The sequence below is a fragment of the Yoonia maritima genome (assembly GCF_003003285.1).
Taxonomy (GTDB): Bacteria; Pseudomonadota; Alphaproteobacteria; order Rhodobacterales; family Rhodobacteraceae; genus Yoonia; species Yoonia maritima.
The window spans coordinates 45,759-71,611 of the sequence record NZ_PVTP01000010.1; the positions used below are offsets into that span (position 1 = coordinate 45,759).

Below are 25,853 nucleotides of genomic sequence, written 5' to 3' on the forward strand. Positions count from 1 at the left end.
AAGGGTTAGGTGGATTAAAATCCACCCTACGTTACAAATACGCGTGTTGGTTGGATTTCGCCACCGCGATAAGTGCCGACAGCGACGGCCTTGCCTTCGAAGGATGCCCATACTTCTTCGCCGTATTCAACGCCTGACGCGATCACCGATGCCGGGTTGCCATTACGTAGTTTGGTCACGCTTTCGGCAAGGCACCGGACTTCTGGTAGATCTTGAAGACCCACTTCGAGAGGTTGAATAGATGCGTCTAATTCAGTTGTTTTTGCCGCTGCATCAATCTGTTCCAATGTTACGCCATCGGTCGCCTGAAATGGGCCAGACCAAATGCGGCGCAGCGATCTGACGTGGGCTTTGCAGCCAAGCGCCTCGCCTAGGTCGCGGGCGATGGATCGGACGTAGCCACCTTTGCCGCAAGTCATTTCCAAAACGACGTGGTCCGCGTCGGGACGGTCAATAAGAAGGAGTTCCTCGACCCATAGGGGACGTGCAGCTAGTTCCATTTCTTCGCCGTCGCGTGCTTTCTTATAGGCGCGTTCGCCGTCGACTTTGACAGCTGAAAATTGAGGGGGGACCTGCATGATGTCGCCGATAAAGGCACCAAAGGTGGCCTTGATGGTTTCGTCGTCTGGACGTAGGTCGCTTGTTGCGATGACTTCGCCTTCGGCGTCGTCAGTATTTGTTGCCTGACCAAGCCGAATGGTAAACGTATATGCTTTTAGGGCATCAGTGATGTAGGGAACGGTTTTTGTCGCTTCGCCCAATGCCACGGCTAGAACGCCAGTTGCTTCGGGGTCAAGCGTGCCTGCATGGCCTGCCTTTTTCGCGTCAAGCGCCCAGCGAACTTTGTTCACTACGGCGGTCGAGGTCAGCCCAGCGGGTTTGTCCACCACGAGCCAGCCAGAAATATCGCGTCCCTTGCGTTTGCGCGCCATCGTTCATGTCCTTTGTCAGATTGCGCGCTTGCTAGTCGCCCAAAGCGCAGCGGTCAAGCACGACAGGATGTTGCACGATGTTAGCACTCTGAAACGAGGGGCTATTTCTTTGTCATTTCACATAATAAAGCCGCCCGTACATTGGTGGCGGGCGGCTGTTTGTCATAAGTAGCTCAGAGGCCCGATTTACTGCTTTCGATGTATGCGGGGATAATCTCGTCGAACTTGCCGTTAATCACTTCGAATTGCTGATCGATGCTCAGGGCGAGTGTGACGTCGGTCGATCCCGCTACCTGCTCAAGGTCGGCTTTTAGTGTTGCCCAATCTGCGGCGATGGCTTCGAGCGATGCACGAACTTCTGGCGTTGGTGGTGCCGATACGCCGAGGCTATCGAAACCATTGATCAGCGCGCCCATTGATGCGTCAAACCGACCCACAGATTTGTCAAACCGTGTTGTGCTTCCCATCACGGTGTTTCCGGTTATCAAGCCGCAAGCTTCTTTGCTGATTTGATTGGAAAGCGCTGGCTGGCGGGTCACAATATCAAGGGTAAATGCGTCGCTTTGCAAAAGCGCTGGCGGGATTGCATAGTCGGCAATGATTTCGCGCAGCAAGTATTTTGACGTATGCATCATGTTAAGATTGTGACGCGAAACATAGTCTGTCCCGTCAGTCGGGCCTTCACCGTTTAGGCGCCCCAGTGCGGCTTCTTTAAAGCGGTCCCACTGTGACGACACACTATAAATCGTCGAGTTCAGTCCGCGCCCTTCTTCGGCTGTGTCGATGCCCAGTGCAGCGTCACCTTCTGTCAGCGCTGTTAGGTAGCTGTCATAGTCGGAAACGCCTTGCGTGATTTGTGCGCTGTAGGCGTCTACCTCGATGCCGGCGTCGAAAAAGCAGGACGCGACGGCCATACGTTGCGCCGTTTCGCGCATCAACCCACCAACATGCACGCGTTCTGCGCCAGCCATGTAAACTGCGTCGGCTTCGCTTTGGGCGAAAGCTGATGTGCTTAAGCAAACGCTTGCGATCACAACGCCTGTAAGGTGTTTGGTTGCGGCGATGGGTGACTTTTTAGACATGGCGACCTCTTTACTCCGCGACAGGGTGGGATGCGCGTTGCCGCGCATCTGTGATGTCAAAACGTTTGAAAACTTGTTGAACCCGCTCATTGTGTGCTGATCCATGTTTCGACACGACGGTTAATCTGACGTCCTGAATCTGTTGTATTGCAGGCCGCAGGGGCGATTTCACCAAAACCAGTGGTTTTGATTGTCACGTTGCTAAGACTATCGCCCGCGAGTGTTTCAAGTGCAGCGCGTACTTGGGCCGCGCGCCCCTCTGCGAGTGATAGGTTGGGACCGAATGCGCCGACCGAGTCCGCAAACCCGACCAATGTTACTTCAGTGCCTGCTGGCATATCCTTTAGATAGTTTGCGAGCCGCGTCAGGTCGGCTTGGCCGCGCGGGTCAAGGATTGTCGAGCCGGTGCGGAAACGGAACGTGGATGACAGGCGGTCGTTGTTTGCCATCAGCGCAAGCATGTTGCTTGCGACGCGCTGTTCGGTGGCGTTTGTGCCTGATTGAAGAACGGTTTTGGCACGTTGACTTGCGAGGCCCATTTCGACCCGCTCAACACCCAGATTGATAAAGCCTGATTGCCGGATGACACCGTTCGCAGCATCAGACGTCGCGTAGTCGATGAAACCAGTTGCCATCGGATCAGCAACATCGCCGCGGTTGTACAAGAACAAACGGCGGAACAATGTGTATTCCTCGGTCTTGACTGAAAACGCATCAGGCTCTGTGCCAATTCCACATTCGCTGATCAATGTCAGCGGTTTCTGTCCACGCTTAAATGCAAATCCAACGTATGCAATTGCGCCTGCATTTTCGTCAACATAGTTTGAGGCTTCGACGTTGTCGGTTGCTGTAAATGCGCTGGGTGCATTAGCTGGTGAATTGCCGCCAAACACGCCTGCGTTAAACACTGATGCTGTATCAGTGTCGCTTGTTACGACGGACACAGGGAGATTAGGGCCGCCGACCTGAGCCCAGTTCGTGACTTCGCCGCGATATATGCGTGCAACGTCCACAACGGAAAGTTGTGTTACCGGGTTAGATTGATTTACGATCACGACCAGACCGTCCAGCGCGAGGATGTGCTCTTGGTCCAGCGCGGTCATGTCGCCCGCGCCATTGGCAGCAAGCGCAGCGGCTTCGTCTGCTGTGATGGGGCGCGCCGACATTGCGACCTGCGTAGAATTGTCGAGCAGCCCAGAGAAAGCATCCCCAGCGTTGCTAGAGCTAACCAGATAGGTGCCCATTGAATCACCGAACCCTTGCTGTCCGACAAGTGTCGCTGCGAACTCTCCGTCGTTAGCGGTCGTTGTTATTGTGGATTCAGCATCTTGTGATGTCGCGTAGCCGCCCATCAATAGGGGCATCAAACCTTGTGCAATAGTGTCAGACCCGCTGACTGTAATGTCGGCTTCAATCGCTTTGGTTGTTGGGCAACTTTCGCCCTCGCAACGTACGCGGTTGGTCGCAATACGAAGATCGCCCAACGCGGTTTGAAGAAGGTAGTAATCATCGACGACACCGATCAAGTCGCCCTGAAGGTTGATCGTACCATCGGTCGACCGCAATGTGACGACGTCAGCTGCTGCGTTCGTGCATAGCGTGGTTGTGCTCGCCAGAATGAGGGTTCTCAAAATAGAACGTTGTTTGGTGCTGGTGGTGTGTTTCAAAGAAGAGCTCCATTCTACTATGTCCCTGAGCGGGCTGCAATTTTAGGGCGTATTGTTTACCCGTTTTAATGATATTGTCCGATACCAATGAGATTTTACAGCATCCTGAGAACAATTGTGGTGCCATTATGGCAGAGATCAGGCGTGAAACTACTTTGAGCTTGGCAGTATAGCGTCATAAGCTGCTTATCGTGATAGCGCTAACTGCCTGATTTTTGTGTATCTACAACGAGATAAGATGAATAATTGATCAAATATAAAACGTCGCTGTTGGGCGTTGAAATGTGGCGAAATTTTCAGTGTTGCCGTGAACGTTTTTTCATTTTCTGAATAAGCTGTGGGTAAAACGACACGCTATCAGGAGGATATGACCTCTAAGAAAGCTTCGCCAAACCGCTCAGCGTACCGTTCTCCGATTAAGCGTTCTAGCTGATCAGCGTCAGCGCTGCGCATTTGTGCCACCTTAGCGAGCGTGGATGCGGTGCAGCTCATCGGTTTATCCGCGCCATGCGGTCCGCGTGACAATGCCGCTTGTACTTCAAGTAATCGATCGTAGATTTCGCCTTCGTTACGTCCGGCAAGTTTCCGTCGGGCGGGGTGGGTTTCTTCGACCGCGCCAGCAATGACTTCAAGGAAATCACGCCCGTAGCTTTCCAGCTTTTTCGCGCCAACGCCACCGATCTGCGCCATCTGGTCCAAGGTAACCGGCCGCTTTTCAGCCATTTCGATAAGGGTACGATCATTAAAAATGATGTATGCGGGAACCCCGCCTTGCTCTGCCAGATAGCGGCGCTTTGCCTTAAGCGCAGAAAGCAATGGAGCGTCTTCTTCGCTGACGAGCATCCGGACTTTGGGGCCGCTACCACGCGCGGCGCGAATAGTATCACGGCGCAGTTCGATTGTTGCTTCGCCGCGCAAGATTGGCCGGGCGGCTTCGGTCATGCGCAGTGCGCCGTGGCGTTCGCGGTCGGGCCGCAGGAGGTCGTGCCCCATCATTTGCCGGAATATCGCCTGCCATTGGCGTTTGTCGTATTCCTTGCCAACGCCGAATGTGGGCAGGCTGTCGTGCCCGCGTTGCTGGATCTTATCGGTTAGATCGCCACGCAAAATATCGATCAGATGCCCCGCGCCGAACCATTCTTCGGTCCGCAACGCAGCAGACAGCGCCATGCGCACAGCGGTTGTGCCGTCGAATACCTCGGCCGGCTTATCGCAAAGATCACAGTTACCACAGGGGCCGGGGGTTTCGCCAAAATACTCAAGCAGGTTTTGACGGCGACAACGAAGCGCCTCGGCCAGTCCGAGTAGCGCGTTCAAACGCCCATGGTCAGCAGCGCGACGTTCTGGGGGCGCTAACCCTTCATCGACTTGTTGGCGGCGGAACCGGATATCGTCGGGGCCAAATAACGTTAGCGTTTCGGCTGGTGCACCATCACGACCGGCGCGACCGATCTCTTGGTAATAGCCCTCGATAGATTTCGGCAGATCGGCATGCGCGACCCAGCGAATATCAGGTTTATCGATACCCATGCCAAAGGCGACGGTCGCGCAGACGATTAGCCCGTCTTCTTGCTGAAAGCGGCGTTCAACGATGCGGCGGTCGTCAGCTTCCATGCCGCCATGATAATGGCACGTCGCGTGACCAGCTTCGTTCAAGGCTTTGGCAAGGGTTTCTGTTTTTGCACGGGTCCCACAGTAGACAATGCCGGACTGGCCTTTGCGTGCGGACGCAAAATTCAAGATTTGCGCGCGTGGTCCATCTTTGACAGCAAACGCGAGGTGGATATTCGGCCTGTCGAAGCCACGCAAAAATGTGGACGGTTCTGCACCATCAAATAGCTTTTGAACGATTTCGATTTGGGTTTCCGCATCGGCCGTCGCTGTGAACGCGGCAAGCGGTACATCTAACGTGCGGCGTAGTTCGCCAATACGCAGGTAATCGGGGCGGAAGTCGTGGCCCCATTGGCTAACGCAATGGGCTTCATCCACGGCGATCAGGTTCACACCAACACGTTTGAGCATATTGACTGTACCACCAGAGGCGAGCCGCTCTGGCGCCATGTAGAGCAGCTTTAGCGTCCCTGCCTCTAACGCGGCAAACACTTCGTCGGTTTCTTCTTGGGTGTTGCCTGACGTAAGTGCGCCAGCAGAAACCCCAGTTTCGCGGAGGCCACGGACCTGATCACGCATCAACGCAATCAAGGGCGAAATAACGACAGTAACGCCATCGCGCACCAATGCAGGCAATTGGAAACACAGAGATTTTCCCCCACCTGTTGGCATAATTGCCAAGGTGTTTTCCCCTGCAATGACCGCCTCTACGATGTCTTGCTGGCCCGGGCGGAACGCATCAAAACCAAAGATATCGCGAAGCAGCGTGGCAGCGGGCATATAGGGTAACCTGTGTGGACGGATATTTGAGTTCCGCGCACATTCCCACGTTCAGATTCTGGCAGCAAGCACCGCAACGAAAAAAGGCCGCCTTCGTTACGGAAGACGACCTTTCTGGAGTACCGCTTGCGCGGATAACTTAGCGAACGATGTCGTAGTCTTGCTGAGCAACAACTTGACCGTCTACTTTCAGTAGGGCGATCACTTTGTTCAGCGGTGTGCCACCAACGTTGACGCGAACGTCGCTGTTTGCACCGGCGTGGACAGATTCTGTCCCGATCAATGTGCCGATTTCGCCTGAAGCGCTTTTGTAGATCTCTACAACGCCGTCGCCTTCGGCGCGAACGATGCCTAGATCCAGAATTGAAGTCGCATCCAAGTTTTCACCTAGCTCGAAGTAGCTTTCTGCAGAAGCAGCAGAACCCAGAGCGGCGACAGTTGCAGCAGCAAGTGCGATTTTTTTGATAGACATGATATGTTCCTTTTTCTCTTTTATTTTGCGACGCTAATGCCGCTGATTGTTTGTCTCGGCGGCGTTGTTTGCCGTGTTGATGAATTGCATATCGGGTGCTTGGTGCCGTTTGAAAAGGCTGATTTCGATCACGAAAATGGTGATCAATGTGATCGGAAACAGTTCTTGAAAATGGTGCAAGCAGCCCCAATAGGTCAGTTCTGTGCGGCACCGAACGAAACTAAAACTAACTCTGTGCGTTCGTGCGATGCTCAGAGTTTGGGCGCGATCACAAAACTTGTGCGAACGCATAATTGTGAGACGAAATATTTCTGACAAATTACGCGGGCGTGATCGATTTTGGCGTTCCACAGCCGTTGCTATGGATGAAATCGCAACGTAGCGTCCCCGAAAATAGGAGTACGACGATGGGCGAGATCATATTTGTGCGCCATGGGCAGGCAAATTCGGGCGCGACTGACGAAGAAAGCTATGACAAGCTATCTGATCTTGGTCATCAGCAGGCGCGTTGGCTGGGCGACTACATGCGCGACCGCGAAGAACCGTTTGATAAAGTGATTGCTGGCAGTCTACGCCGTCATCGTGAAACGGCGGCGGGAATGGGATTTTCTGACCCGGTGATTGATCCTCGTCTGAACGAGATGGATTATTTTAGTCTTGGTAAGGCGCTTGATGATGTTCATGGCGTACCGATGCCCGGCCCGGATGAATTCGCCGCACATATTCCACAAGTCATGGAAGCTTGGCATCGGGCTGAAATCAAAGGTGTTGAGACATTCGCATCGTTTGAAGAGCGCGTAACAGGTGTGCTGCAAGAGGCAGCGCAGCCGGGTGTTCGTGTGCTATGTGTGACCTCTGGTGGTGTGATCGGGATGATTTTGCGCCATCTACTATTGTTAGACCCAACACGGTTGGCGCATGTATTGCTTCCAATCATGAACACGTCAGTGCATAGGGTTCACGTCATTCCGCAAGGGCCGATTTTGGCAAGCTTCAACGCAGCGCCGCATCTGGATCATCCAGATCGTGCATATGCAATTACTCACTTTTAAGGATAAAAAATGGTGCATCTTTGGGTCCGCGCGGAAAGTCGCGCCAACGAAGAACGTGTTGGTCTTACGCCAGATGGCGCAGCGCAGCTGCTGAAACAAGGGTTCAAAGTTACGGTCGAAGAAAGCAGTCAGCGTATTATCCCAATTGCGGATTACGTTGCGGTCGGTTGCGAAGTTGCGCCCGAGTTCTCATGGGTGGATGCACCGGATGATGCACTGATCTTTGGGTTAAAGGAATTGCCCGAAGACGGCACGCCACTACGTCACCGTCACATCATGTTCGGCCATGCCTATAAGGGGCAGCCATCGGGGCGCGTCCTGCTGGACCGGTTTCAGGCTGGCGGTGGCGCGCTGTATGATCTGGAATATCTGACCCATGCAGATGGTCGCCGGGTCGCGGCGTTTGGTTATTGGGCTGGCTATGCAGGCGCGGCTGTGTCGCTGATGTGCTGGATTGCACAACAATATGGCGAACAAGCTGCACCCGTGCATGCTTATCCAAATGCTGCCGATATGCGTGCCGATCTACTGTCGCGTTTGGGCGATACGCGGCCGAACGCATTGATCATCGGGGCGCTGGGCCGTGTGGGTACTGGCGGTGCCGATCTATGCGAAGCGATGGGGATGAAGGTTACCAAGTGGGACATGGCGGAAACCGCTTCGGGCGGTCCATTCCCCGAGGTGCTAGCGCATGACATCTTCTTGAATTGTATCCTTGCACGCCCTGGTACACCTGTGTTCGTGCCCGCGGATGCCAAGGTAGCAGAACGCAAACTGTCAGTTATCGGGGATATTGCTTGCGATCCAGATAGCGATTTTTCACCGATCAAGGTTTATGACCGGACCACGACATGGGCTGATCCCGCGCTTCGCGTACACGATGATCCGGTTTTGGATGTAACGGCGATTGATAACCTGCCTTCGATGTTGCCTGCGGAAAGCAGTGAAGATTTCGCCGGGCAGTTGCTGCCGCATCTCATGACGCTCGGTGCCTTGGACCAAGATGTCTGGGGACGTGCTGGAGCATGTTTCAAAGAGGCGGTGGGTTAAAACCCACCCTACTATAACAGGTCGTCCTGTGCATCGGTGGGGTCTATACCTAATGCTTGCAAACCGCTCTCAAGGTGGTTGGCCAAATGTGGTGACCCCTTGAGGTACTCTACCGTTGGTGTCGTTGCTTCTTCGGCGGCCGTGCGCAGCGCTTCGTCCAGTTCTTCTGGTTCAAAGTTACCACGACCAATCCAAAAAACGGCGACTAATACGGCCTGTTCTGTTTGGGTTAGGTGATTAACAAAGCCATCGAACTCTGGCTCGGCCCGATTGAGTTCGCGGGCAAGGATAATCACCTCTGCGATTTTATCTGTCGTGATTGGTAGCATGTTCACGTCCTCCTTATCCGCACTATGGGGCAAGGCGTGATGCGTGACCTTGATCTGGCGCAACTAGTCCCGAAGTGGGACGACCTTTGCGTCTGGTGGCGTTTCGAGTTCTTCGAAGTCAAAATGGTCGAGCCGATTGGCGCGTTTGCCAGCCTTATCCGCCGATATCTTGATTTCTTCGATATCTTTGGCGGCCTGCGCAAAGTGACGGTCAAGGTTCCCGACACGCCCAACCAGCCGATCAACGTCACCGCCTAGCAGCGCCAGTTCTTTGCGGATCGCACCGGTTTGTTCGCGCATGCGGGCATCTTTCAGGATCGCGCGCATGGTGTTCAGCGTTGCCATGCAGGTCGTCGGCGAAACGATCCAGACGCGTGCACTAAATCCTTCACGAACAATATGAGGCAGGCGACCGTGGATTTCGGCATAGACCGCCTCGGAGGGGAGGAACATCAGCGCGCCGTCAGCGGTTTCGCCTTCGATAAGATAGCTGTCTGATATTTTTCGAATGTGTACGCGCACCGCCTGACCTAGCGCATTTAGCGCACGGTCGCGTTCTGCTTTGGTTTCGGCTGCGACAAGGGCCTCATAGGCCTCAAGCGGAAACTTCGCATCGATCACAATAGGGCCGGGAGGATTGGGAAGATGCACCAAGCAGTCAGCGCGGCGGTTGTTTGATAGCGTGGCCTGCCAAGTGTAGCTGTCAGAAGGCAGGGCCTTGGATACGATGTCTTGCAGTTGGATCTCGCCAAAGGCACCGCGTGTCTGTTTGTTCGAAAGAATGTCCTGCAAGGACAGCACATCGCCCGATAGCTTTTCGATATTGGTTTGGGCCTTGTCGATTGTGGCAAGGCGTTCCTGCAGCTCTGTCAGGCTTTTGGTCGTTTTTTCAGACGAACCAGTGAGAGTATCCTTCATCCGTTCTTGCATCTCTGCGAGTGCATATGCCGATTTCAGGGCATTATCGGCCAAGCGTTCCGACATCTGTGCCTGAACCTCTGCCATTCGCGTTTCCATCGTTTGGATGACCCGGATTTGGGCGTGGGCCTGTGCGTCTGAAACGGTTTGGATGTTACCCGCCAGTTGCTGTTGTCCTTGCCCAAGCGCGTTGACGTTCATGGACAGCTGCCCGACTTGCTGGGCTACGTTGTAAACGGCATCAGCCGACCGACCTGCGCGTCGGGCGGTTGTTATCAGCAGCATAAGCACCAGCAATATAAGGCAAGTTGCCGAAATCACGCCAACCACCAGCGGATCGCTGAACGCATAGGTCTGGTCGCCGATCTGGATCATGTGCGTCCGAACAGCCGTTCAATGTCAGAGAGTTTGAGTTCCACATAGGTTGGGCGCCCGTGGTTGCATTGCCCCGAAAGTGGAGTTGCTTCCATTTCGCGTAAAAGTGCGTTCATCTCTGGACCTTGCATGCGACGCCCAGACCGGATTGACCCATGGCAGGCAACGCGGCTTAGGATCGCTTCGATCTTGGCTTTGACGCTGGCGCTGTCGCCCTGGTCGGCCAGTTCGTCGATGATGTCGCGGATCATGGCAGCTGCGTTGACCTCGCCCAAGATGGCAGGGGTTTCGCGAACAGCGATCGCGCCGCCGCCGAAAGGTTCAATGGTCAGCCCAAGGCGCGACAGATCATCGGCAATCGCAAGTAGCATCGCGGCATCGCCCTCGGCCATCTCGACGATTTCAGGGATCAAAAGCGCCTGTGCTGCGACCCCGTTTTCCGCCATCTGGTTCTTTAGTTTCTCATAGACTAGTCGTTCGTGGGCAGCGTGTTGATCGACAATCACGATCCCATTTTCGGTCTGGGCGATGATGTAGTTTTCGTGCACCTGCGCACGCGCTGCCCCTAATGGAAGGTGTGCAGGCTCATCTTCGACGACTGGTTCGACGCGCCCTGATGGTGCTTCTTGGAAACCCGGTGCTTGGGCCTGAAATGTCATTGAACGGGCGCTGAAACTTGGGCGCGTTGGTCCAAGGCTCTTTTGGTCCATTTGATAGACGCGCGGTTCAGTTGGCGGCTGTTGTGGCTGCATCGCACCCAGCGTTGCCGTTGCGACAGTCGTCGATGCCCGGTGCCCTGCGCCAGCAAGCGCATGGCGTAGCCCGGATACGATCAACCCACGCACGGTACCGGGATCGCGAAACCGGACCTCGGATTTGGCAGGGTGGACGTTGACATCAACCAAGGTTGGCTCGCAGTCGATAAACAGCGCAGCAACCGGGTGCCTATCGCGCGACAGCACATCCATATAGGCGGCGCGCAATGCGCCCAGCAGCATTTTGTCACGAACCGGACGCCCGTTAACGAATAGGAACTGCGCAATCGCCGCACCGCGCGAATACGTCGGCAAGGCCGCATAACCTGTCAGGTGAAAACCATCGCGTTCGGCGTCGATTGCCAATGCGTTTTCTGCAAATTCGCGTCCTAGCACAGTTTGCAAACGACCGTGCAGCGCGTCGAATAAATCGCCAGTTTGCGCATCGGCGCGGAAGGTTGTCCGGTTGTCGCCATTTGATGCGTCACGCAGGATGAAGGTGATGAAAGGTTCGGCCATTGCGAGCCGTTTGATCACGTCACCTACGGCTTGTGCTTCCGCGCGGTCGGTGCGCAGGAATTTCAGCCGGGCAGGGGTCGCATAAAACATGTCACGCAATTCAACGACCGTACCGGATGATAAGGCGGCGGGGCGAACATCGCTCATCTTGCCGCCCGCTACGTCGATGCTTGCGGCATCTGCATCGGGGACACGTGATGTGATGGTCAGGCGGCCAACGGCACCAAGCGACGGTAGGGCTTCTCCCCTGAACCCAAATGAATGGATGTTCAGCAGGTCAGATCCGTCAATTTTCGACGTGGCATGCCGGGACAAGGCGAGCGGCAAATCACTTGCCGCGATCCCACATCCATCGTCGGTGACGCGGATCAGGGTCTTGCCACCATCGGCAATCACAACCTCGATCCGGGTTGCGCCAGCATCTACAGCGTTTTCAACAAGTTCTTTCACGGCCGAAGCCGGACGTTCAAGAACTTCGCCCGCCGCAATCCTGTTGATCGCGGCGTCATCAAGCTGCCGAATTACCGGGCGAGGCTTTATTTGGGGGTCTGCTATGGCCATGCCACAAACTATAGCATGAATGCGCGATTCTGCGAGAGGTTTGAAACAGCTTTACATTTTATCATATATAACTTATATATTATATAATGAATGAATTACATAATGGACCTCTGGTCACCAAGTTTGCTGCATTATCTGACCCGACGCGCTTGGCTATTGTACAGCGGCTGGCCGAGGGCGAAGCAACAGTGACGGAGTTGGCGGCACCGTTCGCCATGACGCAGCCCGCCGTGTCACGGCACCTAAAAGTGCTGGAAAGCGCAGGGTTGATCACACGGCGTGTGGATAAGCAACGGCGCCCTTGCCGATTGGCCGAAGGGGCCTTGGATAATTTGGACGAATGGCTGGCGATGTTGCGCCAAACAATGTCCGCCCACTACGACCGGCTTGATGATGTGTTGGCCGAAATGCAAACCAAGGATGATAGGACGACGGAATGACCAAGCTTGATCTAAAGCTCGAAGGCGACACCCATGTCATCGTCACACGACGGTTCAAGGCACCGCCAGAGTTTGTCTATCGCGCCCACACCGACGCAGAGTTGATCAAAAAGTGGCTGTACGGTCCCGATGGATGGGTGATGACGAACTGCCTCTATGATGCGCGTCCCGGCGGCCAAATCCGATTGGATTGGCAGGACGCGAATGGTGAGAACGCATTCTATCTGACCGGAGAGTTCATTGCGCTGACGCCGAATAAACGGATCGAACATGTAGAGCGTATGCATCTACCCGATCCCACGCCTGATAATCACATAGTCACAACATTTGCACCCATTGATGATGGGACGCTGCTAAGCCTGCGGATGACCATGCCAGACGCAGACGCACGCGCAATGATGCTTGAGACCGGCATGGAGGAAGGCATGGAAGCCAGCTATGTCAGGGTTGATCCACTGTTTGCATTGGCGGATTAATTTAGCCCTTCAGGTTTCCCAACGACGACGAAATGCAGGTTGTCTGGCTGCAGCAGTTCACGCGCGACCCGATTGGCATCTTCCAATGTGACTGCTTCGATATAGTCGTTTCGGTTGGTCACATATTCCGGTGATAGGTCGATCATTTGCATGCCGACCATGATGTTGGCGATCTCGCTGTTGCCATCAAACCGCAGCGGGTACTCGCCCGTCAGATAGGTTTTGGCGCGGTCAAGCTCTGCCTGCGTAATTCCGTTTGTGGCAGTGTCGGCCCAAACGTCGCGCGTCACTGCGATCGCTTCGGCGATGGTTGCGTTGGATGACGCAACCGAGCCAAGCATCATTTCAGCGTGGAACTTGGGCACAAGATAAGTCCCGATCCCATAGGTCAGTCCGCGCTTTTCACGCACTTCGTTCATGAGCCGCGATTCAAAACCACCGGACCCCAGCACGTTATTCAATACATAGGCTGCAAAAAAGTCTGGGTCGTCCCGTTTCATGCCTGAATGGCCAAAGAATGCGACGGCTTGCGGGGTATCGTAGTCAATGACTGTCGTGCCGCCATCAAGGCCAAAGGCGATATCATCAGGGAGTTTTGGGCCTTGCGCCGGTAAATTACCCAATAACGTATCAAGCATCGGCCCGACCTCAGCTGCAGTGATGTCGCCGACAACCGATACGTAAAGCCGGTCATGGGTTAGCGCGTTTTGATGTGCGTCATGCATGTCGGATTGGGTTAGGCTGTTCACGCTTTCAACCGTGCCGTCGCTGTTGGTGCCATAGGGGTGGTCGCCGAATGCTGCGGAATTGAAGGCTTTGCTCGCGATGCTATTGGGTCGCTTTTCTTCGGATGCGATGTTGGCCAGAACCTGTGCCCGAACGCGGTCTAGGGCATCTTGGTCAAACGTGGGTTCAATCAGTGCTTGGCGCAAAAGTGCGATTGCCTCGTCCTGATTTTCAGTAAGGAATTGGGCCGAAACACCAATTGAGTCGTCATAAGCCGAAAACCCGTAACTTGCCGCTAAGGCCTCGCGCGCAGTCTGGAATTCTTGGGCGTTCATGTCGCCTGACCCTTCCTCTAGCAACCCCATCATCAGGTTGGTCGCGCCGCGTTTGCCTGGCAAATCCAACGATGTGCCACCCCGAAAACGGATTTCCACGGCAATGAAAGGGATGCTTGGTTCTTCGACGACCCATGCGTTGACCCCGCCGGGGGATGTTACTTCGATGATGTCGATTTCGGCGCTAGCCGTTGTAGCAAACAGGGCAAGCGTAAGGGCGATAAACGAGCGAAACATTAGCGGGCGTCCTCTTGGGTGGCGACAACCCAGCCGGTGACGGCCTGATCGCGGTTAAATACTTTGGCTGCGACGGCTTTGATGTCTTCTTCGGTGACAGATTGCAGAATGTCAGGCCATGCTTGCACATCTGCGACGGTCAGGCTTTGACTAAGCGCTGCACCGTATCGCTGGGCGAGACCCTGGGTGTCATCCAATGCATAAATCTCAGAGGCCCGCAGTTGCGTACGTATGCTTTCCATGCGCGCTGGATCGATATCGTTCGCGATGAAGTCTGCGATAACCTGATCCATTGCTGCTTCGGCTTCCGATAATTTTACTCCGGTCGCGGGGGCGACAGAAACGCTAAATGTAGCGGTATCCAACGAGTTCCCGTTATACGAGGCACCTGTGTAAAGGGCGGTTTGCGTGTCGAATTGAAGCGCAATGCCGAGGTCGGATGTGAAGGGTGAACCGCCCAAAAGCTCGGCTAAATACACTAGCGCTGCGGCCTCTTCTTGGGCGCCGGGGTCACGTTCGGGGGCCAAATAGCTGCGGATCAGATAGGGTTGGCTCACCCGTGGGTCGGTGTATGTGATCCGACGTTCCGCGCGCTGCGGTGGTTCTTGGGAGCGGATGCGTTCGGGTAGATCGGGTTCAGAAGGGATAACACCGTAGTAAGTTTCCGCCAATGCGCGAACATCATCGGGTTGCACATCACCGGCCACAACCAACACGGCGTTGTTCGGAGAATAGTACAGGTCATAAAAGGCCAGCGCGTCGTCGATATTCAGCTGCTCCATCTCGTGCTTCCAGCCGATGACAGGCACGCCGTAGCGGTGGTTTTGATACTGCGCTGCATTGAACTGTTCGCGGGCTAATGCGCCGGGATTGTTTTCGGTCCGTTGGTTGCGTTCTTCCAGCACGACATTGCGTTCAGTCGCGATGTTGTCTGCAGTGATGGCCAGATTGGTCATCCGGTTGCTTTCCATCTGCATCATCAGATCTAGCCGATCAGCAGCGATGCGTTGGAAATATGCAGTGTAATCGTAACTGGTAAAGGCGTTGTCGCTGCCGCCGTTCGCGGCAACGGTCGCTGAAAACTCACCCGATTCCAGAATGTCGGTTTGCTTGAACATCAAGTGTTCAAAGAAATGCGCGACGCCTGATGCACCGACGGGTTCGTCTGCTGAGCCGATTTTATACCAAACCATGTGTACAACAACGGGCGCGCGGTGATCTTCGATCACGACGACCTCCATCCCGTTGTCTAGGGTGAAGGTTGTCACCTCTTCCGCCTGCGCGGCGGCAGTTGTGGTGATCATCGCCAAAGCGGCAAGCAAACGTTTCATAGGCACCCTTCCGGTTTCGTCAGATGCAAATTGACGTCGGGCGCCGCGATGTTCAAGCAGACATACGGGGATGTGAGGATTGTTTTACTGTTCCGCAGGTGCGGTTGGCACGATGATGCCTAGCGCAGCAAGGCGTGCTAGCTCTGCATCGGCATCAAGCGCCTGACCTGCATAAAGTGGAAAGTACCGATCTCGGTTCAGTGGGTTGAACACGTTCGACAGTTTTTTGCGCTTGCGTGCGGCTTCATCACGCTCGGCCAGTTCAGTACGGATATTTGGGTTTACACCATAGCGGGCCGTTTGCGCGACAAGCGCGGCTTCGCTGGTTCGGATTCCACCAGCGATCTGCACGGCAGGGTTACCACCAAGTGCGCGGATAGCATCAGCTTTGGGTGTTGGATCAGCACGATTCACGCCGCCGGGTGTTGGTGTAGGCAAGGCCGTCGTCGCGGGAAGTTCTAGCGGGCGAGACGGAATGACAGAAAACTCATCAGGACCGCCGTCAGATGTACGCGTGTCGCGCAACGGGCGTTCTGTGTTTCCGCAAGCGGCAAGTGTGACAAGCGTCAGAACTGATAGAATAATTGCACGCATTAAAGCACCCATTGAAAGTATCGCGCTCTGTGTAACCTAAGCCCGTGGCGACGTCACGCGCTCTTCTTCTTGGGGCTGGATTTGTGATCTTCGCCCAAAAACGCAAGGCCAACGGCCCCAATAAAGATCGCGACATCAGCGATGTTGAAGGAATAGGGGTTGTTGAAACCACAGCAGGACATGTTCAGGAAATCGGCGACTGCGCCATAGAAAATCCGGTCAACGACGTTACCGATTGCACCACCAATCAGAAAACCCGCTGACATGTAGACCCATTTCGATCCACCGTTTTTACGCAGCCACCAAAGGACTGCGGCCGAGATGACGACCGCAAGCCCAATAAGAACCCAACGCATGTCGAAACCGGAAAATAGGCCAAAGTTGACCCCACGATTCCAAGCCATCTGGAATTCAAGGTAGGGCGGGAAGACCTCGATCTTGCCCCGCCCGGGATTTCCCAGACCAAGCCAATGCACCACGTAGTATTTGCTGGCTTGATCCAGCAGCAGCACCCATAGCCCGGCCCAGAAAGTTAGACGCATATCCGCCCCTTAGTGTTTAAAGTGGCGCATGCCGGTAAAGACCATCGCGATCCCGGCTTCGTCAGCTGCGGCGATGACTTCGTCGTCGCGCATTGAACCACCCGGCTGGATCACACATGTCGCACCAGCTGCGGCGGCCTCTAGCAGACCATCAGCGAATGGGAAGAACGCGTCAGACGCAACAGCCGAACCAATGGTCAGCGGCTGTGGCAGTTCCATGGCTTCGGCCATACGCTCTGCTTTTTTCGCAGCGATCAGGGCAGAGTCCAGACGTGACATCTGGCCAGCGCCTACGCCAACGGTTGCTTTGTCTTTGACGTAGACAATCGCGTTGGATTTCACGTGTTTCGCGACTTTCCATGCGAACAACAGGTCTGACATCTGTTCGTCTGTTGGCGCAACTTTGGTCACAACTTTCAGGTCGTCCATGCCAACGTAACCAGTGTCTTTGTCCTGAACCAACATGCCACCGGCGACCTGACGGTATGTGGTGATTGGTGTTTTTGGATCAGGCAGTGCCTCTGTTGTCAGAAGACGCAGGTTTTTCTTGGCAGCGAATACAGCTTTGGCCGCGTCTGATGCACCGGGGGCGATCACGACTTCGGTAAAGATTTCGACGATTGCCTTGGCTGTTTCTTCGTCCAACGGCTGGTTCAACGCCACGATCCCACCAAAGGCAGAAGTCCGGTCGCAATCGAATGCGTTTTTATATGCCTCAAGCAAGGTAGCACCACGTGCGACGCCGCAAGGGTTTGCGTGTTTGATGATCGCGACGGCTGGGCCGTCCGCAGGGTCGAATTCTGCCACCAATTCAAACGCAGCGTCTGTGTCGTTGATGTTGTTATACGACAGAGCTTTACCTTGGTGCACAACGGCGGTCGCAACGCCGGGGCGGTTTGTGCCGTCGGTGTAGAACGCAGCAGACTGGTGGCTGTTTTCGCCGTAGCGCATGGTTTGCTTGAATGTGCCGCTGAACGAACGACGGCGTGGCTCATTCTGGCCAATCGCGCCAGCCATCCAAGTGCTAACGGCAGTGTCATACGCAGCTGTACGTGCATAGGCGGTTTGGGCAAGACGTTGGCGCAGCGCCATTGTTGTTTGGCCGTCATTCGCATCTAGCTCTGCCAGAACCGCATCGTAATCTTCGACATCAGTCACAACAGTGACAAACGCGTGGTTTTTCGCAGCAGAACGGATCATTGCTGGGCCACCAATGTCGATGTTTTCGATGCAAGCCGCGTAATCGCCGCCTTTGGCTACGGTTTCCTCAAAAGGGTACAGGTTCACGACCAACAGATCGATTGGGCCGATGTTATGTTCGACCATCGCATCGCGGTGTCCATCTAGATCGCGGCGGGCCAGCAGGCCACCGTGAACAACGGGGTGTAGCGTTTTCACGCGGCCGTCCATCATTTCTGGGAAGCCAGTGACATCAGCCACATCGCGAACTTCTAGTCCTGCATCGCGCAATGCTTGGGCAGAGCCGCCAGTGGACAGCAATTCAACGCCGCGATCAGCAAGCGCGCGCGCAAGATCAACAAGTCCAGTTTTGTCGGATACAGAAAGAAGCGCGCGGCGCAGTGGTGCAAGGTCGGTCATTCAAAGTCCCCAGGTGTATATTCCACGTCGTCCACAAGATCGGTCTGGACAAGATCACGCAGGGCAGTCGGCGTATCTTGCGCCTTGGCCAGAGACCAACGGACGCGTGTCGCATAGGACATCGCGCGCCCAGATAAAACCACTTGATGCGTGCCAAGCGGCCTTAATCGACCATTTTGTAGGTAAACTGAGGGGATAATCGACAGCTCAGCGGCACCATCATGGGTAAATACCCATGTTTCGCCTGATTTGAGTGCAAGGAACACGTTTTGATGATCTAATGTCGCAGTGACGTCTGGGTGCAGGTGAAACCTGATTTTATAGCCCACACCATCGGTGCCACGCGCGGCGTCAAACTTTGCATCATCAGTATCGTCGAGCGTGGTTAGCAGGTCTTCACAAGTGAGTTGCCTGCCATCGATGGATAGTTGTAATATTCGCGCGTGGGTCAATCCATGGCCGGTTTGGTATCCGTTGTGTGATAGCTCGGCGCATCGTCCGCCTTCGACAATGGGTGCGTTGTAACGCACGGTGTCAGGCGTTTCGCTTAGTTCTGCGTTGTCAGTGTTCAGGCGCGAAGATGACACACCGTCAAGACCTAGCGTGGAATGGCTTGCCGTTGCACGGCTCGCACGCCGCCATTCAGCCCCAAAGCGTGCGCCAGAACCGCTGTTGACGATGATCGGCCGACGGCCAGAGTTTAGTTCAAACCCTAACGTACTTGCGTGCCCTTTGAGAGATGCAGCGCCGGTCGGCGGAGGGGAGGCATCGATGATAAGTGACGTGCGCCCGCCTGTTAGTTTCGCAAATCCCATATGCAAGCCCACATCCGGTGCCGTCCTAACGCCGGAATCCGCGAAAGCCTGATCGAGCCAACCTTCAAGTCCCGACCCGCCACCGTGAAACCGTGTTAGGCTTCCATCACTATGTCGAAGTGCGCGCAATGTCGGTACGGTTGTATCGATCGCTTGAACGATGCTGCGTGGAATACGCCGTTTTGCGTAGGTTAGTGTCTGTGCCGCAAGGTTTAATAGGGTCAGGATTTCCAATAATTCTTCGGGATTGCGCGTGGCAATCGCCCCATCGCTGGAAATTTGTGATGCGCATTCAGCCGCGAGCGCTTTGACGGCGCTGTCGACATGGCGGTCCATGCCACTCAGCATGAGGCCAGCATAGATAAGGCCAGCCAAGGTTTCGAACCGTGCAAGCCCATGTGGGGCAGCCACCCAGCGTCGCGATAAAAACAGGGTTTGCTGCCCAAGTGAACGCATGAATTGATCCGTGGCGGGCTGATCTTGTCCGCGCAAGATGAAAGGGCCGTGATTGATAAACCGTGTTAACCTGCGCCCGGTAACACTTGGTTCCCAGCCTGCGCTTCGTCCATTTCCGTACCGTTTAATCCAATCATAAACCCATGTTTGGGCACGGGTCCGTGCCTTTTCATCGCCAACCGCAACAAGGTCATCCATCCAAGCAGAGCCGTGGATCTCGTTCATCACATCTGGATTATCATGCGCGATGTCCCAGATTGATAGGTTGGGACCTTCAACGAATAGGCCAGAAAATAGAAAATTGCCGGTAATCAATTGCCGGCCACGGCCGACGGCACCAATTGTGCGCGGTTCGGGCGGTGTTACGAAGCTTGGTGTTACATCAGAAAACGCCGCACGCCGGGCGTGCACCCGGTTCATAAATGTCGTCCGGCGATCCCGCCATGTGGTCGCTTTTGCCAATTCTGCGCTGCCTCGGCCAATTGTTATTGAGCGCAGGATAGGAAATGATTGCCGTTAAGTCACTAAAACTTCTTAGCCTAAGCGTGGACCCGCCAAGGCTATGATGTCGTTTGAAAAAAACACGTCCTATGAATGGATTATTCTGCTTTTTGTAGAACGGCCACATAAAACCCGTCCATTCCACCAAGGTCGGACCAGTAATCAGGGCGCAGACGTAGCCCGCCCTCTTGGGTGATCCATTCTGGATCGACCCCGGGAATGCGCAGTACATCAGTATCAACCGTCAGCCCCGAATGGCGTGACAGTGCTTCTTCGACTTGGACTTCGCCTTCGTCGGGTAGCAATGAACAGGTGCAAAACACCAGCCGTCCGCCGGGTTTCAGCAAACCCAGCGCGTGATCAATCATCGTTTCTTGTTGGTCGATCAGTGCGCCGAACTCGGAGCCATCTTTTGCGTAGGGCAGGTCAGGGTGCCGACGAATAGTTCCGGTTGCTGAACAGGGTGCGTCCAACAAGATTGCGTCAAACCCAGTTTCTTCAAACGCAAATGCGTCGCTAACTACGGTGCGAGCCTTAAGGCCGACACGCGTTAGGTTCTCTTGTACCCGCTCCATGCGCCGTTCGGACAAGTCTACTGCGGTGACATCTGCACCTGCGGCAGCCAACTGCATTGCTTTGCCGCCGGGGGCTGCACAAAGATCGAGAACCTTACGGCCTTTCACATCACCCAGCAGTTTTACTGGAATAGCTGCGGCAGCATCTTGGACCCACCATTCGCCCGCATCATATCCGGGCAACGACGTCACCTGACCAGCGTTTGTGACACGTACGGAACCCGTTGGTAGAACGGTGCCGCCAGTTGCCTTGGCTACAGCGTCGGCATCTGTCTTTGCTGTTAGATCAAGTGGAGCGCCACTAAAGTGTGCTGCTTCCATGCCAACAACTGCCTCGCGGCCCCATGCCGCGACCAATGGCTGGCGTAGCCAACCGGGTGTCAACGGAACTGCACGCTTTTCCCAGCCCTCGGGGCCTTCAGCCGCGATTTTACGCAGGACCGCGTTGGTCAGGCCCTTCATCGCTTGCGTGCGTTTGTTCCGCCCCACGATTTCAACATAGGCATTCACGACGCCATGCGCCGCTTCGCCACCGCACAGTTCGATAACCCCAAGGCGAAGCGCATTCATCACGTGATCTGGTGGCGTCTTTTTAAGGTATGGCTTTAGCATCCGGTCGGCACGGTCCAACCCACGCAACGCGTCTGTCGCTAGGCGTTGGGCGCGCGCGCGGTCATCATTCGCTAGCTGGTTCAAGGCGCCGCCAGCAATCAATTCTGCCATCAGGCGACCTTCGGTCGTGATCTGCATCAATAGATGATGCGCGGTACGTCGGGCAGGCAAACCTGTTTGATTCATGGGGTATCTCTTGATGCTGGGTGCCAGCGGCGTATATCAAAGCCATGCCGCCGACAAGGAGAGTCCAAATGCCCGATCAAGACAAAGACCAGTCTACCCCAGCGCAACGTGCACTTGCCGAAGCCGAAGAACGACGTAAAAAAGACGCAGCGCAGGGCCTGCCGACAGAATTGGGTGGACGCGATGGCCCTGAACCGGTTCGCTTTGGTGATTGGGAACGAAAAGGGATTGCCGTCGACTTCTAAACGCGGGAATCGGCAACATTTTGCCCTCTCTAAGCGGATTCCGGCATGAAATTACCGACCTAAATTATACGTATTAGGTTTTCGTAATTCTTTGGCTACATCGGTTTTGAACCACTCACGGTTCTAACAAAAAGGGATGTAACCTATGAAAATCGAGGCACTTATTACTGCGATTGCTGTGTGCGTTTCTTCAGCCGCTTATGCGTCGGACGAATGCACTTCAGAGCTTGTAGATGTCAAACTTGAGCAGGCAAAAGAAGCAATCCAAATCATCGGCCAAAACGACCCCGATCTTATGTTTGCTGTGGTAAGCGAGTTTCAAGAAAATATAACTGTTGCCAAAGCTTCTGTTGAAATGGCACCGCTTTGCGAGACATATGACGCTGTGATCGCAGCTGTCGAAGGGTAAATTGTTTCGGCAAGGGGGCACTTTGTTCCCTTGCTTTTGTACCTTTGTTGGAACCAATTTGCCACTATCACCTATTTTGTAATTTTTCACTCTCTCTTTTCACGGTTAATTAGGATAATCGTGGAAAAAAATGATATCGTCATCAATGAATGGCGGTCGATTGATGGAGAGAGCATGCGTTTCACTTTGCATCGGGTCCTATTGCTGGGCCTGTCTTTGTTGACTGCTGGCTGCAGTCTTCCACGTGGTGCCGGATTTCAATCCGAGGTTTTAGCTGCGTCAAACGCAGGCAATCGGGAGGAGGGTGAAGAGCCGGTTTACGACTTCGAAGTCATTGAAGTTACCCGCGATACCCTTCCTGTTATCAATGCTTGGCCCAACCATGATTTCCATCCATATCCTTGGATCGCAGGGCAGGAACAGCCAGCGTCATTGATCATAGCACCCGGTGACACGGTTCAATTGACGATTTGGGACGCCGAAGAAAATTCGCTTTTGTCTGGAACTGGTCAGCGTGCAACGCCTTTACAAGAAACGCAGGTCGGGTCTGATGGTCGTATCTTTGTACCTTATATTGGTGACATGCGGATTTCCGGCATGTCTGCGATGACCGCGCGCGCGCGTGTTGAAGAAGAACTGAGCAAAACGATCCCGTCTGCACAAGTCCAGCTTGTCGTGACGCCGGGACGCCAAAATATGGCGAACCTAGCTTCTGGAGTGGGTGCGCCTGGTTTATATGAATTGCCTGACCGAAACTTTAAGCTATTAGATTTGCTTTCACTGGCTGGTGGTGCGAACCCTGCCCTTGCAAACCCACAGGTGCGTTTGATCCGGGATGGTCGAACTTATGGCATATCGCTTGAGCGGCTGTTGGAAGAACCTGCCCAAAACACAACCATGCGAGGCGGTGATCGGGTTATGATCATTGCGGATGATCGCAAATTTTTGTCATTGGGTGCGACGGGCACCGAAGCCGTGCACGAGATCACGGAAAAAGACATGACCGCGCTTGAAGCAATGTCACGTGTCGGTGGCGTTAGTGACGGGACCGCAAACCCAAAGGGGATTCTAATTATGCGCGAATATGATGCGTCAGTTGTGCGGGACGATACGACAGGCCCCGCGCAAGAACGCGTTGTGTTTACGATAGACTTAACTTCTGCTGACGGTCTTTTCTCGGCTGGCAAGTTCATCATCCAAGATGACGATCTAATCTATGGCACCGAAAGTGCACTTGGGCCCGCGCTCACTGTATTTGGACTGGGTCAGTCAATCGCATCGCTTGCAAACTGACTGCTTCAGAACAACGCAATATCATCGGCAAGCGCGCTGGGATCGGTCACGTCTTCGATCACCAGCGCATCACCGCCACCGAAATCTATCGTCATCTGACTGCCATCGAGATGTCCGTAGACCAAAAGCAAATCATCAACTGAGGTAAGTCCGGTCCACAGGTCCGGGCTGAGGGTGATGTGATCTTCGCCTTGGGTGAAGTCGCTGATCGTGTCGATGCCCCCATTGAAGATGAACTCATCTGCGCCGGCATCACCGAATAAAATGTCATTTCCAGCACCGCCGTCAATCACGTCATTGCCGGCGCCACCGCGTAAAATATCTTGCCCGGTGCCGCCATTCAGGGTGTCTGCGCCAGCGCCACCAAACAGAATGTCTGCACCAACGCCACCAAATAGCGTATCACTGCCGCTTCGGCCTAGAAGTGTATCATTACCGTCTTCGCCAGAAATGATATCATTCCCGCCGCCGCCTATGATGACATCGTTGGCAACGTCACCATTTAAGTTATCGTCGGTGTCCTGCCCTATGATAACGGGTGCGTACCCCGCTGATGTATCAGCGTGTCCACCCATAGCATCGCGCAACTCGTTAAGGTTTCCAGTTGTGATGACACCGATGCCGGTCACCGGATTAATGACTGCGGGATCGTCATTATCGACGGTTGGGGGATCAAGGTCGGGCGGAGGCGTATATGGTCCAGGGTACCCGGGCGTCACAGTCTGCGGAATGCGCGTAATTCCAATCAAGTCGGCGTTGGTGAAATCGCGGTAGTCGATAGGTCGACCGTCCACACTTTGAACGATTAATACCTCTTCTCCGTAACTGACCTGAACGCCGTTTGTTAGCATTGTCATCGTCAGCTGACTTGCGTCACGCAGCATCGGCCAAAGGGATAAATCAATGGTATCTTCGCCCAGCGAAAAGTCAGTGATCGTGTCTGTCGCGCCATCTGCGGACAAGATAAACACGTCAGCACCCGCCCCACCGGTTAGCGTATCGCTGCCACGGCCATCGCGTAGAATATCGTCACCTGCACCACCAAATATGACATCATTCCCAAGCTGACCTTGTAATATATCACCCCCATCCGACCCTAGCAGTACGCCACCTGCAAGGGTTGCTGTCGCGGTTACGCCTGCTGGTCCCGTTGAAAACCGCAGTTTTGTTATCCCGATTTCACTGCTGCTTGCGACGTAGATATCTAAACCGTTTCCATGTCCGTTGACCGCAAGCGCACTAATGTTGTCTAAGCCCATTTCTGTCGTGTCGGCGATGTGGCCGCGCGGCAAAAGTTGACCACCTTCAAGCAGAATAAACACGCTTATCCCGTCATCTGCCCCGCCTGCGATGACAAAGGTTTGCCCATTATGATTGATTACCTCTAGCGCTGAAATTCCACCGAAGCGTGTCTCAAGACCATCGAGCACATGATCGCGCAAGATCATATTGCCGTCTGGATTTAGCTGCATGACCGAAATGCTGTCGCTTCCGGCAGCCCCCAACAGCACATAGGTCTGCCCGTTCACGACGGTGGTTGTCATCACTGTTGGTACATCAATCCAAAGTTCTTGATCAGTCCCTAGATTGTCAACGGCTGATAGCGCTCCGGTTTGGTCAATTGACCAGCTGGTAACGCCATTGCCTGTCATACTGGCGGTTAAAAGAAAGTTTTGCCCATCTATTGCTGTGGTGGTCGTCGCCGATATTTGGTCGGTATATGTACCTGCAATTCCAGCCGTTGTTGTTTGCGCGGAAATTGTACCTGATCTGTCGAAGGTGATTTGCCCTAAACCATCTGCACCAACCAGACCTCCGTAAACAGCAAATCTGCTTGTTCCTAAATCCACAGTGGTGAAATGTTGATACCCGGTCAGTTGCTCGACCGATACAGCCGTATCGAGGTTAAATGCGCCGTTCGAATCAAGCGTGATAATTTGCGGAGCCGATTGGGTGCCGCCTCCGCTGAACAGCGTGACAATGCCATCATCGTTCAGCACGCTCAGGTTCGCTACACTACCAGCTTGCAGCGTTCCGTCAAAAGCTTGGCTATCAATATTCGCGGGTGTTGTTCCATCGATGTTCCAACTGCTTAGAACACCGCTACCGTCAGTGGTGCTGTACAAAACTTGTCTGCCGTTAACTAAAACCAAAGCAAGGTCTGTTACATGTGAATGTGCGAACGCGGCCCCAGAATTGAGGTAAGTTATCAAAGTGATTTGTGACATGTGTGGTCCCCCCAGGACCTGAAACAGTCGTCTGGGGTTCAGTATTGCGCTGTGGGTCGTCGCTTGCGTGTTTCAAATGCGGCAGGACTGGGGATATTGCCTTGAAATTGCTTAAATATTTTGGCGAATTTTACCGAATTCTACTCGCGC

Annotated in this window: 23 protein-coding genes; 7 read left to right on the forward strand and 16 right to left on the reverse strand. The window is 54.3% G+C overall.

The features are described 5' to 3' along the window. Window positions 1–26 precede the first annotated feature (26 nt). The 5 genes from truB to CLV80_RS13910 form a co-directional block, all read right to left on the reverse strand. Window positions 27–932 carry a tRNA pseudouridine(55) synthase TruB gene (truB, locus tag CLV80_RS13890; protein WP_106358534.1) on the reverse strand — a complete coding sequence of 302 codons (906 nt, stop codon included), beginning with the start codon at window positions 930–932 and terminating at the stop codon, window positions 27–29. A 173-nt stretch (window positions 933–1,105) separates the two neighbouring features. Further along, window positions 1,106–2,014, reverse strand: a complete 909-nt coding sequence (locus CLV80_RS13895) for a type IV pili methyl-accepting chemotaxis transducer N-terminal domain-containing protein (RefSeq protein ID WP_165793386.1) — start codon at window positions 2,012–2,014, stop codon at window positions 1,106–1,108. A gap of 86 nt (window positions 2,015–2,100) precedes the next feature. Further along, on the reverse strand, window positions 2,101–3,681 hold the full coding sequence (locus CLV80_RS13900; RefSeq protein WP_106358536.1) for a phosphate ABC transporter substrate-binding/OmpA family protein: 1,581 nt from the start codon (window positions 3,679–3,681) through the stop codon (window positions 2,101–2,103). Between the two features lie 357 nt (window positions 3,682–4,038). Continuing rightward, window positions 4,039–6,072 (reverse strand): DNA helicase RecQ, encoded by a 2,034-nt coding sequence (recQ, locus tag CLV80_RS13905; protein ID WP_106358537.1) that lies wholly within the window; start codon window positions 6,070–6,072, stop codon window positions 4,039–4,041. A 139-nt stretch (window positions 6,073–6,211) separates the two neighbouring features. After that, a complete protein-coding gene (locus CLV80_RS13910; RefSeq protein ID WP_106358538.1) occupies window positions 6,212–6,544 on the reverse strand; it encodes a hypothetical protein in 333 nt (110 codons plus the stop codon). Between the two features lie 407 nt (window positions 6,545–6,951). On the opposite strand from CLV80_RS13910, the gene CLV80_RS13915 reads away from it, so the two are divergent. Together CLV80_RS13915 and CLV80_RS13920 are read left to right on the forward strand one after the other, a co-directional pair. After that, entirely contained in the window at window positions 6,952–7,596 is a 645-nt protein-coding gene (locus CLV80_RS13915) for a histidine phosphatase family protein (RefSeq protein ID WP_106358539.1), read from the forward strand. Between the two features lie 9 nt (window positions 7,597–7,605). Continuing rightward, window positions 7,606–8,646, forward strand: coding sequence for a saccharopine dehydrogenase (locus tag CLV80_RS13920; RefSeq protein ID WP_106358540.1), 1,041 nt, complete (start codon window positions 7,606–7,608; stop codon window positions 8,644–8,646). An 11-nt stretch (window positions 8,647–8,657) separates the two neighbouring features. Here the strand turns inward: CLV80_RS13920 and CLV80_RS13925 are convergent, their stop codons facing one another. The 3 genes from CLV80_RS13925 to mutL all read right to left on the reverse strand — a co-directional run bounded on the left by CLV80_RS13925 (window position 8,658) and on the right by mutL (window position 12,103). Continuing rightward, window positions 8,658–8,975, reverse strand: a complete 318-nt coding sequence (locus tag CLV80_RS13925; RefSeq protein WP_106358541.1) for a DUF3775 domain-containing protein — start codon at window positions 8,973–8,975, stop codon at window positions 8,658–8,660. Window positions 8,976–9,038: 63 nt separating this feature from the next. Further along, complete coding sequence (locus CLV80_RS13930) at window positions 9,039–10,268, reverse strand: DNA recombination protein RmuC (RefSeq protein ID WP_106358542.1); 1,230 nt, start codon at window positions 10,266–10,268, stop codon at window positions 9,039–9,041. Further along, window positions 10,265–12,103: a DNA mismatch repair endonuclease MutL gene (gene mutL / locus CLV80_RS13935; protein ID WP_165793387.1), complete on the reverse strand. Its 1,839-nt coding sequence runs from the start codon at window positions 12,101–12,103 to the stop codon at window positions 10,265–10,267. The genes CLV80_RS13930 and mutL overlap by 4 nt, the downstream gene beginning before the upstream one ends. 86 nt (window positions 12,104–12,189) lie before the next feature. On the opposite strand from mutL, the gene CLV80_RS13940 reads away from it, so the two are divergent. After that, complete coding sequence (locus tag CLV80_RS13940; protein WP_106358544.1) at window positions 12,190–12,543, forward strand: ArsR/SmtB family transcription factor; 354 nt, start codon at window positions 12,190–12,192, stop codon at window positions 12,541–12,543. After that, a complete protein-coding gene (locus CLV80_RS13945; protein ID WP_106358545.1) occupies window positions 12,540–13,019 on the forward strand; it encodes an SRPBCC domain-containing protein in 480 nt (159 codons plus the stop codon). The genes CLV80_RS13940 and CLV80_RS13945 overlap by 4 nt, the downstream gene beginning before the upstream one ends. On the opposite strand, the gene CLV80_RS13950 is transcribed toward CLV80_RS13945, so the two are convergent. The 7 genes from CLV80_RS13950 to CLV80_RS13980 all read right to left on the reverse strand — a co-directional run bounded on the left by CLV80_RS13950 (window position 13,016) and on the right by CLV80_RS13980 (window position 21,528). Then, window positions 13,016–14,317, reverse strand: a complete 1,302-nt coding sequence (locus tag CLV80_RS13950) for a M16 family metallopeptidase (RefSeq protein WP_106358546.1) — start codon at window positions 14,315–14,317, stop codon at window positions 13,016–13,018. The genes CLV80_RS13945 and CLV80_RS13950 overlap by 4 nt on opposite strands. Beyond that, entirely contained in the window at window positions 14,317–15,648 is a 1,332-nt protein-coding gene (locus CLV80_RS13955) for a M16 family metallopeptidase (protein WP_106358547.1), read from the reverse strand. The genes CLV80_RS13950 and CLV80_RS13955 overlap by 1 nt, the downstream gene beginning before the upstream one ends. 84 nt (window positions 15,649–15,732) lie before the next feature. Continuing rightward, a complete protein-coding gene (locus tag CLV80_RS13960; RefSeq protein WP_106358548.1) occupies window positions 15,733–16,242 on the reverse strand; it encodes a DUF3035 domain-containing protein in 510 nt (169 codons plus the stop codon). A 53-nt stretch (window positions 16,243–16,295) separates the two neighbouring features. After that, window positions 16,296–16,784 carry a signal peptidase II gene (gene lspA / locus CLV80_RS13965; RefSeq protein WP_106358549.1) on the reverse strand — a complete coding sequence of 163 codons (489 nt, stop codon included), beginning with the start codon at window positions 16,782–16,784 and terminating at the stop codon, window positions 16,296–16,298. A 9-nt stretch (window positions 16,785–16,793) separates the two neighbouring features. After that, window positions 16,794–18,383, reverse strand: coding sequence for a bifunctional phosphoribosylaminoimidazolecarboxamide formyltransferase/IMP cyclohydrolase (purH, locus tag CLV80_RS13970; protein ID WP_106358550.1), 1,590 nt, complete (start codon window positions 18,381–18,383; stop codon window positions 16,794–16,796). Further along, window positions 18,380–20,116 (reverse strand): heparinase II/III family protein, encoded by a 1,737-nt coding sequence (locus CLV80_RS13975; protein ID WP_311135529.1) that lies wholly within the window; start codon window positions 20,114–20,116, stop codon window positions 18,380–18,382. The genes purH and CLV80_RS13975 overlap by 4 nt, the downstream gene beginning before the upstream one ends. 137 nt (window positions 20,117–20,253) lie before the next feature. Then, on the reverse strand, window positions 20,254–21,528 hold the full coding sequence (locus CLV80_RS13980; protein WP_106358552.1) for an RsmB/NOP family class I SAM-dependent RNA methyltransferase: 1,275 nt from the start codon (window positions 21,526–21,528) through the stop codon (window positions 20,254–20,256). A gap of 68 nt (window positions 21,529–21,596) precedes the next feature. Here CLV80_RS13980 and CLV80_RS13985 point away from each other — a divergent pair, with 68 nt between their 5' ends. From CLV80_RS13985 to CLV80_RS13995, 3 genes are all read left to right on the forward strand, one after another. Continuing rightward, on the forward strand, window positions 21,597–21,773 hold the full coding sequence (locus CLV80_RS13985; protein WP_106358553.1) for a DUF1674 domain-containing protein: 177 nt from the start codon (window positions 21,597–21,599) through the stop codon (window positions 21,771–21,773). A gap of 145 nt (window positions 21,774–21,918) precedes the next feature. After that, entirely contained in the window at window positions 21,919–22,182 is a 264-nt protein-coding gene (locus CLV80_RS13990) for a hypothetical protein (RefSeq protein WP_106358554.1), read from the forward strand. A 174-nt stretch (window positions 22,183–22,356) separates the two neighbouring features. Continuing rightward, window positions 22,357–23,475 (forward strand): polysaccharide biosynthesis/export family protein, encoded by a 1,119-nt coding sequence (locus CLV80_RS13995; RefSeq protein WP_106358630.1) that lies wholly within the window; start codon window positions 22,357–22,359, stop codon window positions 23,473–23,475. A gap of 5 nt (window positions 23,476–23,480) precedes the next feature. Here the strand turns inward: CLV80_RS13995 and CLV80_RS14000 are convergent, their stop codons facing one another. After that, window positions 23,481–25,703: a calcium-binding protein gene (locus CLV80_RS14000; RefSeq protein WP_106358555.1), complete on the reverse strand. Its 2,223-nt coding sequence runs from the start codon at window positions 25,701–25,703 to the stop codon at window positions 23,481–23,483. Between the last annotated feature and the right edge of the window lie 150 nt (window positions 25,704–25,853).